Origin of the sequence: Providencia sp. PROV119 (assembly GCF_028482435.1) — a bacterium.
Lineage (GTDB): Bacteria > Pseudomonadota > Gammaproteobacteria > Enterobacterales > Enterobacteriaceae > Providencia > Providencia stuartii.
This window is the reverse complement of sequence record NZ_JAMPQL010000001.1, coordinates 19,120-36,134: the sequence shown is the minus strand read 5'-3', so window position 1 is coordinate 36,134 and position 17,015 is coordinate 19,120. Positions and strand designations below refer to the sequence as shown.

19 protein-coding genes are annotated in these 17,015 nt (G+C 42.6%); 16 read left to right on the top strand and 3 right to left on the bottom strand.

Features of this window, described 5'->3' with window-relative positions:
- Positions 1-9 precede the first annotated feature (9 nt).
- From lptE to nadD, 3 genes are read left to right on the top strand one after another with little or no spacing between them, the layout of a single operon-like run.
- Positions 10-549, top strand: coding sequence for an LPS assembly lipoprotein LptE (gene lptE / locus PSF11_RS00170; protein ID WP_014657715.1), 540 nt, complete (start codon positions 10-12; stop codon positions 547-549).
- Entirely contained in the window at positions 549-1,583 is a 1,035-nt protein-coding gene (holA, locus tag PSF11_RS00165) for a DNA polymerase III subunit delta (protein WP_061064332.1), read from the top strand. Before lptE ends, holA begins: the two co-directional genes overlap by 1 nt.
- Positions 1,573-2,229: a nicotinate-nucleotide adenylyltransferase gene (nadD, locus tag PSF11_RS00160; protein WP_004917630.1), complete on the top strand. Its 657-nt coding sequence runs from the start codon at positions 1,573-1,575 to the stop codon at positions 2,227-2,229. Before holA ends, nadD begins: the two co-directional genes overlap by 11 nt.
- Here the strand turns inward: nadD and PSF11_RS00155 are convergent.
- Complete coding sequence (locus tag PSF11_RS00155; RefSeq protein WP_225829595.1) at positions 2,220-2,942, bottom strand: YbgA family protein; 723 nt, start codon at positions 2,940-2,942, stop codon at positions 2,220-2,222. The two genes, nadD and PSF11_RS00155, sit on opposite strands and share 10 nt — an antisense overlap.
- A 315-nt stretch (positions 2,943-3,257) precedes the next feature.
- Here PSF11_RS00155 and rsfS point away from each other — a divergent pair, with 315 nt between their 5' ends.
- The 9 genes from rsfS (at position 3,258) to lipA (ending at position 11,876) form a co-directional block, all read left to right on the top strand.
- Complete coding sequence (gene rsfS / locus PSF11_RS00150; RefSeq protein ID WP_004917626.1) at positions 3,258-3,584, top strand: ribosome silencing factor; 327 nt, start codon at positions 3,258-3,260, stop codon at positions 3,582-3,584.
- Positions 3,585-3,586: 2 nt separating this feature from the next.
- On the top strand, positions 3,587-4,057 hold the full coding sequence (gene rlmH / locus PSF11_RS00145) for a 23S rRNA (pseudouridine(1915)-N(3))-methyltransferase RlmH (RefSeq protein ID WP_004917624.1): 471 nt from the start codon (positions 3,587-3,589) through the stop codon (positions 4,055-4,057).
- 32 nt (positions 4,058-4,089) lie between these two features.
- Positions 4,090-5,979 carry a peptidoglycan DD-transpeptidase MrdA gene (gene mrdA / locus PSF11_RS00140; protein WP_004917620.1) on the top strand — a complete coding sequence of 630 codons (1,890 nt, stop codon included), beginning with the start codon at positions 4,090-4,092 and terminating at the stop codon, positions 5,977-5,979.
- Between the two features lie 4 nt (positions 5,980-5,983).
- Positions 5,984-7,096: a peptidoglycan glycosyltransferase MrdB gene (mrdB, locus tag PSF11_RS00135; RefSeq protein WP_004917618.1), complete on the top strand. Its 1,113-nt coding sequence runs from the start codon at positions 5,984-5,986 to the stop codon at positions 7,094-7,096.
- Between the two features lie 12 nt (positions 7,097-7,108).
- Positions 7,109-8,086, top strand: a complete 978-nt coding sequence (gene rlpA / locus PSF11_RS00130; RefSeq protein ID WP_004917617.1) for an endolytic peptidoglycan transglycosylase RlpA — start codon at positions 7,109-7,111, stop codon at positions 8,084-8,086.
- 226 nt (positions 8,087-8,312) lie between these two features.
- On the top strand, positions 8,313-9,521 hold the full coding sequence (dacA, locus tag PSF11_RS00125) for a D-alanyl-D-alanine carboxypeptidase DacA (RefSeq protein WP_004917615.1): 1,209 nt from the start codon (positions 8,313-8,315) through the stop codon (positions 9,519-9,521).
- A 99-nt stretch (positions 9,522-9,620) separates the two neighbouring features.
- On the top strand, positions 9,621-9,884 hold the full coding sequence (ybeD, locus tag PSF11_RS00120) for a DUF493 family protein YbeD (RefSeq protein ID WP_004917614.1): 264 nt from the start codon (positions 9,621-9,623) through the stop codon (positions 9,882-9,884).
- A gap of 258 nt (positions 9,885-10,142) precedes the next feature.
- The gene (gene lipB / locus PSF11_RS00115; RefSeq protein WP_014657709.1) at positions 10,143-10,787 is read left to right on the top strand and encodes a lipoyl(octanoyl) transferase LipB; all 645 of its coding nucleotides are present in this window, start codon (positions 10,143-10,145) and stop codon (positions 10,785-10,787) included.
- A 123-nt stretch (positions 10,788-10,910) separates the two neighbouring features.
- The gene (gene lipA / locus PSF11_RS00110) at positions 10,911-11,876 is read left to right on the top strand and encodes a lipoyl synthase (RefSeq protein WP_004917612.1); all 966 of its coding nucleotides are present in this window, start codon (positions 10,911-10,913) and stop codon (positions 11,874-11,876) included.
- A gap of 141 nt (positions 11,877-12,017) precedes the next feature.
- On the opposite strand, the gene cspE is transcribed toward lipA, so the two are convergent.
- Together cspE and PSF11_RS00100 are read right to left on the bottom strand one after the other, a co-directional pair.
- Positions 12,018-12,227 carry a transcription antiterminator/RNA stability regulator CspE gene (gene cspE, locus PSF11_RS00105; protein ID WP_014657708.1) on the bottom strand — a complete coding sequence of 70 codons (210 nt, stop codon included), beginning with the start codon at positions 12,225-12,227 and terminating at the stop codon, positions 12,018-12,020.
- Between the two features lie 206 nt (positions 12,228-12,433).
- Complete coding sequence (locus tag PSF11_RS00100; protein ID WP_004917609.1) at positions 12,434-12,904, bottom strand: methylated-DNA--[protein]-cysteine S-methyltransferase; 471 nt, start codon at positions 12,902-12,904, stop codon at positions 12,434-12,436.
- A 290-nt stretch (positions 12,905-13,194) separates the two neighbouring features.
- Here PSF11_RS00100 and nrdH point away from each other — a divergent pair, with 290 nt between their 5' ends.
- The 4 genes from nrdH to nrdF are packed head-to-tail and all read left to right on the top strand — an operon-like array spanning position 13,195 to position 16,973.
- Positions 13,195-13,422 carry a glutaredoxin-like protein NrdH gene (gene nrdH / locus PSF11_RS00095; protein WP_014657707.1) on the top strand — a complete coding sequence of 76 codons (228 nt, stop codon included), beginning with the start codon at positions 13,195-13,197 and terminating at the stop codon, positions 13,420-13,422.
- 9 nt (positions 13,423-13,431) lie between these two features.
- On the top strand, positions 13,432-13,845 hold the full coding sequence (gene nrdI / locus PSF11_RS00090) for a class Ib ribonucleoside-diphosphate reductase assembly flavoprotein NrdI (RefSeq protein WP_004917606.1): 414 nt from the start codon (positions 13,432-13,434) through the stop codon (positions 13,843-13,845).
- A gap of 10 nt (positions 13,846-13,855) precedes the next feature.
- Entirely contained in the window at positions 13,856-15,988 is a 2,133-nt protein-coding gene (nrdE, locus tag PSF11_RS00085) for a class 1b ribonucleoside-diphosphate reductase subunit alpha (protein WP_071599640.1), read from the top strand.
- A 13-nt stretch (positions 15,989-16,001) separates the two neighbouring features.
- Complete coding sequence (gene nrdF, locus PSF11_RS00080; protein WP_004917602.1) at positions 16,002-16,973, top strand: class 1b ribonucleoside-diphosphate reductase subunit beta; 972 nt, start codon at positions 16,002-16,004, stop codon at positions 16,971-16,973.
- Positions 16,974-17,015 lie beyond the last annotated feature (42 nt).

Sequence of the window (17,015 nt, the reverse complement as noted above, 5' to 3'; positions counted from 1 at the left end):
GGAGGCCAGGTGCGCTATCTGATAACTTTATTACTGAGCCTGTCGGTGCTAGTCACCGCAGGTTGCGGTTTTCGCCTTCAAGGAACGACACAGATCCCTGAGGAACTGAAGACGTTACAGTTAAGTTCTAATGCACCTTATAGCTCTCTAACCAGAGCCGTTAGGGAGCAACTCAGACTCAATAATGTGACGCTTGTTGAAAATGGCAGCGCTGATATCCCAATTTTAAAAATTACGGGATCGTCAGAAAAAACAGAAACCGTATCGATTTACCAAGATGGTAAAGCGGCAGAGAAACAATTGACCTTTGTGCTCAATGCTCAAGTCATGATGCCAAATGGTTCGGTTTACCCGTTACAAAGCCAAGTTGAGCGTACTTTCTTTGATAACCCATTAGAAGCTCTTGCAAAAGATGCTGAAAATGAATTGGTTAAACAAGAGATGCGGGAACAAGCAGCGCGGATATTAGTCCGTAAACTGTTAATTGTTCATACTGCCGAACTTGAGAAAGCTAACGCTAAAGCTGTTGTTCCTGTTGTTGAACCATAATGATCCGTATCTATCCTGAACAGTTGACCTCTCAGTTACAAGAGTCTCTGAGAGGCCGCTATTTAATCTGGGGCAATGAGCCCCTATTAATTCAAGAAAGCCAAGATGCCATCCGAAAAACGGCTCAAACTCAAGGGTTTGAAGAGCATTTCACCTTTTCACTTGAACAGCACACTGATTGGGACGAAATATTCAGCCTCTGCCAAGCCCTGAGCCTATTTACAAGCCGTCAATCACTGACGTTGATCCTGCCAGAAAATGGCCCTAGTGCTGCCATGGCGGAAAAGCTGATTCAATTATCTCAACTTCTTCACCCAGATATCCTGCTATTGCTTCGCGGGCAAAAACTCACCAAAGCACAAGAAAACAGTGCTTGGTTTAAAGCTATCAGCCATGAAGCTGTCTATATCAGTTGTCTAACGCCTGAATATCAGCGCCTACCTCAATGGGTTGCAAAACGGGCGCACAATATGCAGCTCTCTTTAGAAACAGAGGCCAACCAACTCCTTTGCTACTGTTATGAAGGGAATTTACTCGCGTTGGCACAAGCACTTGAGCGATTATCGCTACTCTACCCCGATGGTAAATTAACCTTGCCACGTGTCGAAACTGCCGTGAATGATGCTGCACATTTTACGCCGTATCATTGGGTTGATGCCTTATTAGCCGGCAAATCACGGCGCGCTTGGCATATTCTCGAACAGCTTCAACGTGAAGATACTGAAACAGTCATCCTCTTACGGGCTATCCAACGTGAATTAATGCTACTACTGACATTAAAACGCCAATCGGTTACCACGCCATTAAAAACCTTGTTTGATCAGCATAAGATTTGGCAAAGCCGCCGACCATTATTGAGCGCAGCATTACAACGTCTAAGCTTACATCAATTACAATCCGCACTTTTGTTGCTAACACAAGCAGAGCTACATGCCAAACAAGACTTTAGCCACTCGGTGTGGCCTGACCTACAATCCTTGTCTATGTTAGTATGTACCAAAGCCTTACCAGAGAGTTTTATCCATGACCTTTAAGACCAAAGGCCTTCAAGCGTTATTTGGTGGGACATTTGACCCGATACATTATGGCCATCTACGCCCAGTAGAAGCATTAGCCAAGCAAGTTGGCTTACAAAAAGTGATTTTGTTGCCAAATCATGTGCCGCCGCACCGACCTCAACCAGAAGCTAGCCCAGCTCAACGATTAGACATGGTACGTCTAGCGATACAAGATAACCCGCTGTTTACCATCGATACCAGAGAGCTTGAGCGTAATAGCCCATCCTACACGATAGAAACCTTAACCTCATTACGTACTGAGATGGGGCCAGAGCAGCCGTTAGCATTCATTATTGGTCAAGATTCGTTATTGTCGATCCATACATGGAATGGTTGGGAACAGCTGTTGGATAAATGCCATTTATTAGTTTGCTCACGCCCCGGTTATGCGACCAATTTCAGTGAGCCGCAAATGCAAGCATGGTTAAAAAAACACAGAACAGAGGATACCAATAAGCTGAGCCAAGCACCGAACGGTTATATTTTCCTTGGTGATACGCCACTCATTGATATTTCAGCCACCGAAATCCGTCATAGCTTAAGTGCCGGCCATCTAAATGATGATTTGATCCCCGCTTCTGTCATGGCTTATATCAAACAGCAGCACCTCTATCAAAATTGAAGTAATGCTCTGATTTTTTCACATCCCGGATATGGTGATAAGTAAAGTTGCTCACTGATATAACTATCAGGGTATTGAGTGAGCAACTGCAATATCATCGATAACGGATTATTAATAGAAAGATAACCCGCTTGATAATCATTGATTAGCCACCCCAAACGGACTTTTTCATCTCTTGTCGCTTTATATTTAAAATAGCCTTGTATATGTTGAAGCGCATTGACTTGTAACTTGCGAGCTGGTGTTGTGGCTAAAATATCCAGTAGTTGATGACGATATTGGGTGTAAACCTCAGTGAGTTCGCTATTTTTTTGAATACCCGCCACAAATTTACCTGTTGCTTTATATCCCTTCGGGGAATAAGCCATCAATAAATATTTATGACGACTGTGAAAACAAATAATTTGGTGGTGCGTTAAATTCTTAGCTAATTGCGTTAATCGATATCCGGTATACAGTTGAATAAGAAACCGATCGAGATGCTCTGGACATGACCATTCCTGCGTGGTTAACAGTGGTGTTTTTTCAGGAAGTTGTTCAAGGAGTTGCTGACGAGCTCCCTCATCACAAATTACCCCTTGATATGCAAACTTTATCTCTGTCAGGGCCGTAATGGGAATCAACTTAATATGTGACTCCGTTAATGAGGTGATATCCTCGGCAGGAAATTCAACATCCCCAAACAGAACAACATTAAACATTATTGATTCCACGCATGGCTCCTTTGCTTTGCGAGATAAAACTCACGATGGCTGATTATTGATTTATCACTTTGTAAAGTTTGTACAAATTTCTTGCCCTGAACGCCAGTTATTCATATAAATCACACACCTTAAGGAATATAAAATAATTTAGCCGATTTTTCTGAAAATCTAGGGTAAAATGTCCCTGCCTTAACAGGTATATTACAAACAGTGTTTAACGTTATACCCGTCATACTTCGAGTTGTCTCCTAATTAGTGGCGCCAATAACTTCTAAGGGATAGCTACTGGCATTATGTATTGGCTGAGTATAATTAGAATAAAAGGTGAACCTTTTGCAAGGAACTGAACTCCAACAATTTATTATCAATCAGCTTGACGATGCAAAAGCTGAAGATATCATCTCGATCGATGTTCATGGTAAATCAAGCATTACTGATCAAATGATCATCTGCACTGGGACATCAAGTCGTCACTTAATGTCTGTTGCAGACCGGTTAATTGAAGCTTGCCGTAAAAATGGCTTGCACCCACTCGGTGTTGAAGGCCAAGGGGTTTCTGACTGGATTGTGGTTGATCTTGGTGAAGCTATTGTTCATATCATGCAAGACGAAAGCCGTCGTATGTATGAACTTGAGAAACTCTGGAGCTGAGTTTGAAATTACAACTCATTGCTGTAGGTACAAAAATGCCGGACTGGGTTCAGACCGGCTTTATGGATTATCTCCATCGTTTCCCTAAAGATATGCCTTTCGAACTGATTGAGATCCCAGCAGGGAAACGCGGGAAAAACGCAGATATTAAACGCATTCTCGAGAAAGAAGGTGAACTGATGCTGGCAGCCGTCGGCAAAGGTAATCGGATTGTCACATTGGATATACCCGGTGAGAAGTGGGATACCCCAAAACTTGCTAACCAACTTGAAAATTGGAAACAAGATGGTCGCAATGTTAGCCTGCTCATCGGTGGCCCTGAAGGACTTGCACCTGCTTGTAAAGAAGCCGCCATGCAAAGTTGGTCATTATCTCCACTGACACTGCCCCACCCTCTTGTTAGAGTACTTGTTGCAGAAAGTCTTTATCGTGCGTGGAGTATTACGACTAACCACCCTTATCATCGGGAATAGTCAGTTTTTAATATGTTCAATATGGCAGTGGGATGAAAAATCAACGCACCCCTTTTCGCGACCATACAGCAGAATCAATGTTATTTATTCGCCGAGCATTAATTGCATTCGGCGTCATTGTGCTATTAACTGCTGTTCTTGTTACTAATCTCTATCATATACAAGTTGTTCGCCACGAGGATTATCAAACAAGATCGAATGATAACCGGATAAAACTCGTTCCCATTGCCCCTAGCCGCGGGATTATTTATGACCGCAATGGCAGACAATTAGCCTTAAATAGCACCTTTTACCAATTAGAAATTGTGCCTGAAAAAGTGGCCGATCTCCAAGACACGCTGGATAAACTGCGTGATGTCATCGGTCTAACCGATGAGGATATTGCTAACTTTGAAAAAGAGCGTAAACGCTCCCGCCGTTTTACCTCTATCCCCCTAAAAACACAGCTAAACGAAGTACAAGTAGCGCGCTTTGCCGTTAACCAATACCGTTTCCCTGGGCTTGAAGTAAAAAGCTACCAACGTCGCTCCTATCCTTATGGCTCAGCATTAACCCATGTTATTGGTTATGTTGCTAAGATCAACGATAAAGACGTAGAGCGCCTTGATAAAGAAGGAAAACTGCCTAACTATGCCGCCAGCCATGATATCGGTAAATTAGGCATCGAGCGCTACTATGAAGATGTGTTGCATGGGAAAACAGGCTATGAAGAGGTTGAAGTGAATAGCCGCGGGCGTGTTATCCGCCAGCTACATGAGCAACCGCCGCAAGCAGGCCGAGATATCTACTTAACTATCGATCTTGAACTGCAAATTTATATTGAAAAACTGCTGACAACGAGTCGTGCCGCGGTGGTTGTCACTGACCCGCGCAATGGTGAAATATTGGCATTGGTCTCTAACCCAAGCTATGACCCGAACTTATTTGTTAACGGTATATCAAACAAAGACTATCAAGCACTCTTAAACAACCCTGATAGGCCGTTAATTAACCGAACAACTCAAGGCCTTTATCCTCCCGCTTCAACCGTAAAACCTTTTATTTCGGTTGCGGCGTTAAGCGAAAAGGTGATCACCCCTTCAACGACTATCTTTGACCCAGGTTGGTGGCAGCTTCCAGGCTCTGAAAAACGCTATCGTGACTGGAAGCGTTGGGGGCATGGCAAATTAAATGTGGTGAAGTCAATCATTGAGTCTGCGGATACGTTCTTCTATCAAGTCGCCTATGATATGGGGATTGATAGAATATCCGATTGGATGAAGAAATTTGGCTTTGGCGATTATACTGGTATCGACCTTGCCGAAGAGCGAGCAGGTATTATGCCGACTCGAGAGTGGAAGCAAAAACGCTATAAAAAACCTTGGTATCAAGGGGATACTATACCTGTCGGCATTGGACAAGGCTACTGGACCGCAACGCCAATTCAAATGTCAAAAGCCTTGATGACACTCATCAATGACGGTCAAGTGAAAACCCCTCATTTATTGTATGGCACCAAGCTCGGCAATGCGATGGTGCCTTACGAAGATAAAGAGACGGCTCAGATTGGTGATATCCATTCAGGTTATTGGGAGCTCGCGAAGCAAGGAATGTACGGTGTCGCCAATGCACCAAACGGTACAGGAAGACGTAGTTTTATCGGCACGCCATATAAGGCAGCAGCGAAATCAGGAACTGCTCAGGTGTTTAGTTACGAAACCTATAACGCCAGCAAGTTAGCCGAGCATTTACGCGATCATAAACTAATGATTGCCTATGCCCCCTACGATAAACCAACCGTTGCGGTCGCCATTATTTTAGAAAATGGTGGCGCTGGCCCTTCTGTTGGCGATATCGTTAGGCAAATATTTGACCATGTTTTATTAGGTGATAATAAAATAGAGGTTAATAGCGTACCAACAGGCACTGAGGAAGACCGTTAACACTATGACAGACGATAAGAAAAAATTATCACTCTCAGCGCGCCTGCACATCGATGTGCCTATGCTGTTAATTATTTTAGCGTTACTTGCTTACAGTGCGTTTATTATGTGGAGTGCTAGCGGGCAAGACCCTGAAATGATGGAAAGAAAATTGGGGCAAATCGCTTCAGGATTTATCGTCATGATCATCATGGCACAAATTCCTCCGCGCCTATATGAAAACCTTGCCCCTCATTTATATATCTTTTGCGTTATTTTGCTAATTTTTGTCGATGTTTTCGGGCAAATCAGTAAAGGGGCACAACGGTGGCTCGATCTGGGGATTATCCGCTTCCAGCCTTCCGAAATTGCTAAAATAGCGGTTCCTTTGATGGTGGCACGCTTTATGAACCGAGACCTCTGTCCGCCATCACTAAAAAATACCATGATAGCGCTCGTGCTTATTTTTACGCCTACCTTGTTAGTTGCCGCCCAACCCGACCTTGGTACCTCTATCTTAGTTGCCGCATCGGGGATATTTGTGCTCTTTTTAGCAGGAATGAGCTGGCGTTTAATCACTATCGCCGCAACCGCCCTTGCCGCTTTTATTCCGCTATTGTGGTTTTTCTTGATGCATGATTACCAACGAACCCGCGTCATGATGCTACTCGACCCTGAAACCGACCCATTAGGCGCTGGCTATCATATTATCCAATCAAAAATCGCGATTGGTTCTGGGGGGCTGATGGGTAAAGGCTGGCTACATGGAACACAATCACAGCTTGAGTTTCTACCTGAGCGCCATACTGACTTTATTTTTGCCGTATTAGCGGAGGAGCTTGGCTTAATTGGTGTATTGGTCTTACTCGGCTTATATCTGTTACTGATCATGCGTGGGCTTTATATCGCAGCAAACGCACAAAACACCTTTGGTCGCGTCATGGCTGGTGGCTTAATGTTGATCCTCTTTGTTTATGTATTCGTTAATATTGGCATGGTTAGTGGTATCTTACCTGTGGTTGGAGTACCTCTACCGCTCGTCAGTTATGGGGGATCGGCACTGATTGTTTTAATGGCCGGATTCGGTATTATCATGTCTATTCATACACACAGAAAATTTCTTTCCAAGAGTTTATAAAAGAGGCTTAGTATGCGTTTTCAATGGATTATGCTTGGCATTACGACTGCATTGCTTAGTGGTTGTGTCACAGAAGAGAACATTAAGCAGCCTAGTAATGTACCGGCTGTACCTGCTCAAGACGTGCTTGGCGCAGAGCCTCATTATGAGCCTTTTCACCCAACAGCCAACAGTGACTATCAGCGTAACGGCCAGCAATACCAAATTGTTCGCGACGCATCGCAATTTTCACAAGTAGGTTATGCCTCTATCTTTGGTTCAGAGTCAGCAGGGAATATGACAGCAATTGGTGAGCGAGTTAACCCTATTGAATTAACAGCAGCCCACCCGACTTTACCTATTCCAAGCTATGTGCGTATCACTAACATGATGAATGGCCGAATGATGGTTGTTCGTGTGAATGATAGAGGCCCTTATACACAAGGCAAAAGCATCGCTGTTTCTCGCGCCGTTGCTGATCGCCTCAATTTAATGCCAACCACACGCATCAAAATTGATGCTATCCAAGTCGCTCAAGATGGCTCTCTATCAGGACCAGGTACGATTGGCTCAAACTTTGTTAAACAAAGTTATGCCCTGCCAGGGCGCCCTCAGCTAGGCTCCGGCCCAATGGGAACGCCTGTAATGGAAAATTTACCAACCCCTGAAAATGTGCTCCCCGTGAAACAGCCAACAGCCCCAATGGAGCCCGTTGTGCCTGAAAGCAGCTTAAAAACCCCTGAGCCAGAAGCCCCTCAAGCGACGCCAAGTACTCCTGCCGTTCCTGAAAGAGGTTATTTAGTTCAAGTTGGTGCTATCGGAAATCAAAGCAACGCCAAAACTATGTTGGAAAAATTGAAAAGTCAGTTTGGTGTTCCCGGCCGCTTACAGCCCTACAACAATATTTATCGTGTTCAATTAGGGCCATTTGCAGATAGGCAACAGGCTGTGGATCTACAAGGCCGAATTCAGGCTGAACTAAATCAAACGTCGATGGTTGTCGCTCCATAAGGTAGGTATTCATCACTATTCAAATTATCAGTACCAACAATAATGACGCCTCTTAACCTAAACATATCAAGGGGCTTTTTTATTTGCTCGATAACCGACTAGTAACTTGAAGTGTGATCTGTATAAAATATTGTAAAAACATTGGCGCAAGCATTAATCAATCCTTGTACTTTTGCTAAACTGCGCCTCCTTGTGTTAACCGAATTCCGGATGTAACAATACAAACATGAAAAATTTTGCCCCATCACGCACCCTTCGTCATACCTTGCTAGGTGCATCGCTACTTTTCACTATGACACAGGCAAATGCTAACGAGCCATTCCCAAATAGCCCTGTTCCAGCAGTACCTGAAATTGATGCAGAAGCCTATATCTTGATTGATTACAACTCAGGTAAAGTGCTTGCTGAAAAGAATGCGGATCAACGCCGTGACCCTGCGAGTTTGACTAAAATGATGACCAGCTATGTTATTGGTCAAGCGATCAAGTCAGGCAAAATCGGTGCAGAGGATATTGTCACTGTCAACGAAGATGCATGGGCAACAGGTAACCCAATATTTAAGGGTTCCTCATTAATGTTCCTGAAACCCGGCGACCGCGTGAGTGTTTCTCAATTAACTCGTGGAATTAACTTACAATCAGGTAACGATGCTTGTGTTGCCATGGCGGACTATGTCGCGGGTGACCAAGCGAATTTCATCCAATTGATGAATGGCTACGTCAGCAAACTGGGCTTACAAAATACCCATTTTCAAACCGTTCATGGTTTAGATGCTGAAGGCCAATATAGCTCAGCACGTGACATGGCATTACTCGGACAGGCTCTGATACGTGATGTTCCCGATGAATATGCTATCTACAAAGAAAAAGAGTTCACTTTTAACAATATTCGCCAAACTAACCGTAATGGTTTGTTATGGGATAAAAGTCTCTCAGTTGATGGCATTAAAACAGGCCACACTAATGCTGCGGGGTATAATTTAGTTGCCTCCGCAACAGAGGGCCAAATGCGCCTTATTTCCGTCGTAATGGGCGGTAAAAGTATGAAAGGCCGTGATGCAGAAAGTAAAAAACTGCTCACGTATGGCTTCCGCTTTTATGAAACCGTCAAGCCGCTACAAGCGGGGGTTGAGTTTGCCTCCGAGCCTGTTTGGTTTGGTGATGAAAATAACGTTAAACTTGGGGTAACAGAAGATCTGTTCTTAACTATCCCTCGTGGACGTTTAAAAGATCTTAAAGCAAGCTATGATATCTCAACATCCGAGCTAGAAGCACCACTGAAAAAAGGGCAAGCAGTTGGAACTATTAATTTCCAACTTGATGGTAAAACCATCGAACAACGCCCTCTGGTCGTGCTGAAAGATGTGGAAGAAGGTGGCTTTTTCAGTCGTTTAATTGACTATATTAAGTTACTGTTCCATCGCTGGTTTGGCTAACCCTTGAATCAGATATATATCATCCCCATATAGTGTATATCTGAAAGTTTGAAGGGGGGAATCCCCCTTCAAACACTATTATTGTTATTAGGAGCGCCCATGAAAACGAAATTAAACGAACTACTTGAGTTCCCCTGCTCATTCACTTACAAAGTGATGGGATTAGCGGAGCCGGAGCTGGTTGATCAGGTCGTTGAAGTGGTTCAGCGCCATGCTCCGGGCGACTATTCTCCAGAAGTGAAGCCGAGTAGCAAAGGCAATTACCACTCCGTTTCGATTACCATTAATGCAACGCATATTGAGCAAATCGAAAAATTATATGAAGAGCTTGGTGCATTAGAGCGCGTTAGAATGGTTCTGTAATTCACTTTGTGTCTTATCAAAAATCGGGTGGCTTAAACCCACTCGGTTTTTTCCTAACATCTTTTATATTACTCCCCCTATATAAAAACTTTCACCGTTTCTGGGTCCAAATACCTGCCTTTTTTCCCGCTAGATAGCGTTACAGGTTACTTTGCATAACACAAATAGATTGCGTCAACCCTCAATATAACATTTTCATAACATGACAAAACTGGCGATAACCCGCTACCAGCGTTATACTACTGGCACATTTCTAATGTGGATGTTAAAACATTGTCAGCACGAACCATTATTGTACGTCAATTAGGGCTTGCCCCTTATCAACGCGTTTCTGATGCGATGCACCAGTTCACTGAAAACCGCGACAAAGAGACCGCCGATGAGCTATGGCTTGTCGAACATCCTCGCGTCTTTACCCAAGGCCAAGCAGGTAAGGCTGAACATCTGCTCGCTCCCGGAGAGATCCCCGTGATCCAAAGTGATAGGGGCGGCCAAGTCACTTATCATGGCCCTGGTCAGCAAGTGATGTATGTCATGCTTGATCTCAAACGTAACAAGTTAGGCGTTCGCGATTTAGTCACGGCTCTTGAAACGACGGTTGTGAAGACACTTGCACATTACCAAATTGAAGCTTATCCACGCCCTGATGCCCCCGGCGTGTATATCAATGGTGATAAAGTTTGTTCGCTAGGTCTACGCATTCGAAAAGGTTGCTCTTTCCATGGATTAGCGCTCAATATCAATATGGATCTAGAACCTTTCAACCGCATCAACCCTTGTGGTTATTCGCAATTAAAGATGACACAGATGTGTCATTTCATTCCCAACCTGACATTACCAGATGTTCAACCCGTGCTAATTGAACAGTTCTGTGACACACTGGGATTTCATATTGTTCAATAATGATGCTATAATTTTTTAACATTTTTAAAAAAAATTTTAATGGATAAGTCACGGCTCCCATACTTTTATTCCTAGTATCAACTTATCCAATAACTCAAAAAGATAACTGGAACCGGTATAATTATGAGTAAACCAATTCAGATAGAACGCGGAATTAAATATCGTGACGCCGATAAAATGGCGCTGATCCCTGTTAAAAACGTTGTTACAGAACGTGAAGAGATTCTACGTAAGCCTGATTGGATGAAAATTAGGTTACCGGCTGACTCGACCCGTATTCAGGGGATCAAAGCCGCTATGCGCAAAAATGGCCTGCACTCTGTTTGTGAAGAGGCCTCTTGCCCTAACCTATCTGAATGTTTTAATCACGGTACAGCCACTTTTATGATCCTCGGTGCTATCTGTACACGCCGTTGCCCATTCTGTGATGTTGCCCATGGCCGCCCAAATGCACCCGATGCTAACGAGCCAGTTAAACTTGCTCAAACCATTAAAGATATGGGGCTTCGCTATGTCGTGATCACCTCGGTGGATCGTGACGATTTACGAGACGGCGGAGCACAGCACTTTGCAGATTGTATTAGCGCTATTCGTGAAAAAAGCCCCTCGATTAAAATCGAAACATTAGTGCCAGATTTTAGAGGCAGAATGGATCGTGCTTTAGAGATCTTGACCGAAACACCACCGGATGTATTTAACCATAACCTTGAGAATGTGCCGCGTCTTTATCGTCAAGTACGTCCCGGCGCAAATTATGATTGGTCATTAAAGCTACTTGAAAGGTTCAAAGAAGCGCATCCAGACATCCCAACCAAATCAGGTTTGATGGTTGGCTTAGGTGAAACTAACGAAGAAATTATTGAAGTAATGCGCGATTTGCGCCGTCATGGCGTTACCATGCTAACGCTTGGTCAGTACCTCCAACCAAGCCGCCATCACCTTCCGGTTAAGCGCTATGTTAGCCCTGCTGAATTTGATGAAATGAAAGAAGAGGCTATGGCGATGGGCTTTACCCACGCGGCTTGTGGTCCGTTCGTACGCTCATCTTACCATGCAGACCTACAAGCCAAAGGCGAAGAAGTTAAATAGTCACGACGTTTATCACCCTGTCTATCAAGCCTCGAAAATTCGAGGCTTTTTTGTTTGTGCCCCAAAATCTAAGAGGCAAATAAAACTCGCCCCAGATGAACTGGGGCGAGTTTAGAGGCTGTTCGTTTCTATTTGTTTAAATTACAGAGAGACAACGTTTACAGCAGATGGGCCTTTAGCACCTTCAGTGATTTCAAATTCAACTTTCTGACCTTCTGCTAGGGTTTTGAAACCTTCGCTCGCAATAGCAGAAAAGTGAACAAACACATCTTTGCTGCCATCTTCTGGAGTGATAAAACCGAAACCTTTAGACTCGTTGAACCACTTAACGTTACCTTTAACTTTAGACATCAAATTATTACCTTTAAATAAAAATAGACACACCATCAGTGTCAGGTTCAGTACAACAGATATACAAGTAACTTGTCTACAACCTAGATCACGAAAATTGACAAAATATATAAAAAAATATTATTTATTGGGATAAATTTCTCATTTAACATGAATTATTCTTTATAATAGTAATTAATCCCAATAATAATATTAAACTCACTGAACTAATTAGCATATTCCTTTTCATGCGCTAATAACCAATCCTTGATATCTAACCCTCCGGTATAGCCGACCAGCTTGCCGTCATGACCTAATACGCGATGGCAAGGAACAATCAACGAAATCGGATTACGTGAGTTTGCCATCCCCACCGCGCGGCAATAATTCACAGAACCGAGTTTTAAAGCCAGATCCTTATAGCTCCAACGCTCACCAAAAGGAATACTACAAAGGTGCCCCCATACTTTCTTTTGAAATTCAGTGCCTTGTGGATTTAACTTTACCGTGAATTCTTTACGTTGATGGTTAAAATATTCTGTCAGTTGTTTAACACACAACTCAGAATGCGTATTTTTCTGTTCTGGATAACTCTTTTGCTCAACAAAATAGATACTGGTTACCCCCTCGTCATCCGCCGTGATTTGTACCCACGGTTTAGGAAATTTTTCCGGTGCAGCCAAATATTGACAATACATAATATCCCCTTAAGAGAGTGCGATTATCTGATCGTATATACAGTTATAAACTGTATTATTTCTACTTGGCAATAATATTTTTTCTCAGACTTGATAACAGAACTATTCAAATCCTCAAAATTTAATTTTCCAATATAAATAACTACCTAGCCATTAATTAGAATAATTATCATTCAATATTTCCATACCACTATATATTGTGTGGTTGAAAAAAATTAGATCTATATATAGTCTTTAAATACCAATCATCACACTACTGATAGTATTCAGTACACCTAAAGGTACTTAATATGGCCATTATTACGATTTACAGTAAACCCGACTGCGTTCAATGTCATGCCACTTACCAAGCCCTAGAACGTAAAAGCATTCCATATCAGGTCATCGACCTCACTCAAGATGATGAAGCTCTACAGTTTGTTCGCAAATTGGGTTACCAGCAAGTTCCTGTTGTCGTTGCTGATCAAGAACATTGGTCCGGCTTTCGCCCTGATATGATCAGCCGCCTTTCAGCTTAGGAGCGGATTATGCAAACGGAATCACTCATCTATTTTTCGAGCCGTTCTGGCAACTGTCACCGTTTTGTTGAAAAGGTTGGGCTGCCAGCAACGCGTTTGCCTATCGGTGAACAACAAAGCAGCATCATTGCCACCACGCCATTTGTCCTGCTCCTTCCGACCTATGGGGGAGGTGGCAGCCGAGGTGCAGTTCCGAAAGAAGTGATCCGTTTTTTGAATATTGAATCAAATCGACGATTAATTCGTGGGGTTATTGCCGCTGGTAACACTAATTTTGGCGAAGCTTATGCGATTGCGGGCGATATCATCGCCACAAAGTGCCAAGTTCCCTACTTATATCGATTTGAATTATTAGGCACGGAGCGCGATGTGCAACGTGTCCGTGATGGACTAAATGCCTTTTGGCAACAAAGACATAATTAGAGCTAATTCAATGGAAAACACCAAAAACAAGACCACTGTTGATTATCATGCACTTAATGCCATGTTGAATTTGTACAACAGTGCGGGCGAGATCCAGTTTGAGAAAGATAAAGAAGCGGCTCACCACTATTTTCGCCAACATGTAAATCAAAATACTGTCTTTTTTCATGACTTAAAAGAGAAGCTCGATTTCTTAGTTAATGAAAATTATTATGAACCACAAGTCATTGAGCAATATGATTTTGCCTTTATCAAGAAGCTTTTTAAGCAAGCCTATGCACATAAATTCCGTTTTCAAACTTTTTTAGGTGCATTCAAATACTACACCAGCTACACCTTAAAAACCTTTGATGGCAAACGTTACCTTGAACGCTATGAAGATCGTGTTTGCATGGTTGCGCTAACACTCGCTCAAGGTAATCAAGCACTTGCTAGCTATTTAGTCGACGAAATTATCAGTGGACGCTTTCAACCGGCCACCCCTACTTTCCTTAACTGTGGGAAAAAACAACGCGGAGAGCTGGTTTCCTGCTTCTTACTGCGTATTGAAGACAACATGGAATCAATTGGTCGTTCCGTCAATTCAGCGCTACAGCTATCAAAACGTGGTGGTGGTGTTGCTTTTCTGATGACCAACCTGCGGGAACAAGGCGCGCCGATCAAGCTGATCGAAAACCAATCCTCTGGCGTCGTTCCGGTCATGAAAATGTTAGAGGATGCCTTTTCCTACGCAAATCAATTAGGGGCGCGACAAGGTGCAGGCGCTGTCTATCTGCATGCTCACCACCCTGACATCATGCGTTTTCTGGATACTAAGCGGGAAAATGCCGATGAAAAAATTCGCATTAAAACATTATCACTTGGTGTAGTGATCCCTGATATTACTTTCCAATTGGCGAAAGAAAATAAAGAGATGTATCTGTTTTCACCTTATGATATTGAACGTGAATATGGCGTTCCCATGTCAGAAATCAGCGTGACAGAAAAATATCATGAGATGGTCAATAATAAGGCCATAAAAAAATACAAAATCAACGCACGCGAATTCTTCCAAACCCTCGCCGAAATCCAATTTGAGTCTGGTTATCCTTATATTTTATTTGAAGATACGGCGAATCGTGCGAACCCAATAGCGGGACGCATTAATATGAGTAACTTGTGCTCAGAAATTCTGCAAGTTAATCGCCCTAGCTTCTATGAAGACGATTTAAGTTACCGCGAAGTCGGGAAAGATATCAGTTGTAACTTAGGCTCCATGAATATAGCCAAAATGATGGATGCTCCCGATTTTGCCCAATCCGTTGCCATTGCGATCAGAGCGCTAACGGCGGTCTCCGATATGAGCCATATTCGCTCAGTGCCTTCTATCGAACAAGGTAACCATCAATCCCACGCCATTGGGCTTGGGCAAATGAACTTACATGGCTATCTTGCAAGAGAGCGTATCCACTATGGTTCAGAAGAAGCGCTTGATTTCACTAATATCTATTTTTATACCATCACTTATCATGCTTTAAAAACTTCAAATCAATTGGCAATTGAACGCAAAGCCACTTTTAAAGGTTTCGAGCATTCTGAGTATGCCAATGGTCGTTATTTTGATAAATATATCAACCAAAGCTGGCTACCAAAAACACAAACCGTTCAGGAATTATTCCGACGTTCGGGCATCGAAATTCCAACTCAGGCGGATTGGCTATCATTGAAACAATCAGTGATGGAGCACGGTATTTATAACCAAAACTTACAGGCAATTCCGCCTACTGGTTCAATATCTTATATCAATAACTCAACATCGAGTATTCACCCGATAGTTGCCCGGATAGAGATCCGTAAAGAGGGGAAAATAGGTCGCGTCTACTACCCTGCCCCATTTATGAATAATGATAACCTTGAATATTATCAAGATGCTTATCAAATTGGCCCTGAAAAAATCATCGATACCTATGCCGTTGCCACACAACATGTCGACCAAGGGCTATCTCTAACCTTGTTCTTCAAAGACGATGCAACAACTCGCGATATCAACCGCGCTCAGATCTACGCGTGGCGTAAAGGTATAAAAACCTTGTATTACATTAGGCTTCGCCAAACCGCCCTAGAAGGCACAGAAATTGACGGTTGTGTTTCATGTACGCTTTAAAAGGAAAATCAGTATGACAACGCACATTTCATCTGCACCAGTTAAAGCGATCAACTGGAATCGAATCGAAGATGATAAAGATTTGGAGGTCTGGAACCGCTTAACCACCAACTTTTGGTTACCAGAGAAAATACCTCTATCAAACGATATCTCTTCATGGAATACATTAACGGCTGCCGAGCAACAGTTAACTATCCGAGTCTTTACTGGGTTAACGCTGCTCGACACAATTCAAAATACCGTTGGCGCACCGAGCCTCATGTCCGATGCCCTTACACCACATGAAGAAGCGGTATTATCAAATATCAGTTTTATGGAAGCAGTACACGCTCGCTCTTATAGTTCTATATTTTCAACGCTTTGCTCAACTAGCGATGTTGATGATGCTTATCGTTGGAGTGAAGAAAATTCTGCGCTACAAAATAAGGCAAAAATCATTATGTCTTATTACTGTGATTCACATCCATTAAAGAAAAAAGTCGCAAGTGTTTTTTTAGAATCATTTTTATTTTATTCGGGATTCTATTTACCTATGTATTGGTCCAGTCGAGGCAAGTTAACCAATACTGCCGATCTCATTCGTTTAATTATTCGTGATGAGGCAATTCACGGCTATTATATTGGTTATAAATTTCAGAAATCCTTATTAAAATATGATGAAAAAACACAGAAGGAAATTAAAGATTTTACTTTCAGTTTACTTTTTGATTTATATGAAAATGAAGTGAATTATACACAAGAATTATATGACACTGTTGGTTGGACAGAGGATGTTAAAAAGTTCCTTCATTATAATGCCAATAAGGCATTAATGAATTTAGGTTATGAAGCCCTATTTCCCGATGTGGTTACTGATGTTAGCCCAGCAATATTATCGGCACTTTCACCGGATGCAAATGAGAATCATGACTTCTTTTCGGGTTCAGGATCTTCATATGTCATTGGCAAAGCAGTAAGCACCGAAGATGATGATTGGGATTTTTAATCAATCAATTTAGTTAACCGATTGTTTTAAACATCCTAAATA

Coding starts and splice junctions, on each gene's coding strand:
- holA (WP_061064332.1), top strand. CDS start 549: ATGATCCGTATCTATCCTGAACAGTTGACCTCTCAGTTACAAGAGTCT.
- nadD (WP_004917630.1), top strand. CDS start 1,573: ATGACCTTTAAGACCAAAGGCCTTCAAGCGTTATTTGGTGGGACATTT.
- mrdA (WP_004917620.1), top strand. CDS start 4,090: ATGAAAAATCAACGCACCCCTTTTCGCGACCATACAGCAGAATCAATG.
- mrdB (WP_004917618.1), top strand. CDS start 5,984: ATGACAGACGATAAGAAAAAATTATCACTCTCAGCGCGCCTGCACATC.
- rlpA (WP_004917617.1), top strand. CDS start 7,109: ATGCGTTTTCAATGGATTATGCTTGGCATTACGACTGCATTGCTTAGT.
- dacA (WP_004917615.1), top strand. CDS start 8,313: ATGAAAAATTTTGCCCCATCACGCACCCTTCGTCATACCTTGCTAGGT.
- ybeD (WP_004917614.1), top strand. CDS start 9,621: ATGAAAACGAAATTAAACGAACTACTTGAGTTCCCCTGCTCATTCACT.
- lipA (WP_004917612.1), top strand. CDS start 10,911: ATGAGTAAACCAATTCAGATAGAACGCGGAATTAAATATCGTGACGCC.
- cspE (WP_014657708.1), bottom strand. CDS start 12,227: ATGTCTAAAGTTAAAGGTAACGTTAAGTGGTTCAACGAGTCTAAAGGT.
- PSF11_RS00100 (WP_004917609.1), bottom strand. CDS start 12,904: ATGTATTGTCAATATTTGGCTGCACCGGAAAAATTTCCTAAACCGTGG.
- nrdH (WP_014657707.1), top strand. CDS start 13,195: ATGGCCATTATTACGATTTACAGTAAACCCGACTGCGTTCAATGTCAT.
- nrdI (WP_004917606.1), top strand. CDS start 13,432: ATGCAAACGGAATCACTCATCTATTTTTCGAGCCGTTCTGGCAACTGT.
- nrdE (WP_071599640.1), top strand. CDS start 13,856: ATGGAAAACACCAAAAACAAGACCACTGTTGATTATCATGCACTTAAT.
- nrdF (WP_004917602.1), top strand. CDS start 16,002: ATGACAACGCACATTTCATCTGCACCAGTTAAAGCGATCAACTGGAAT.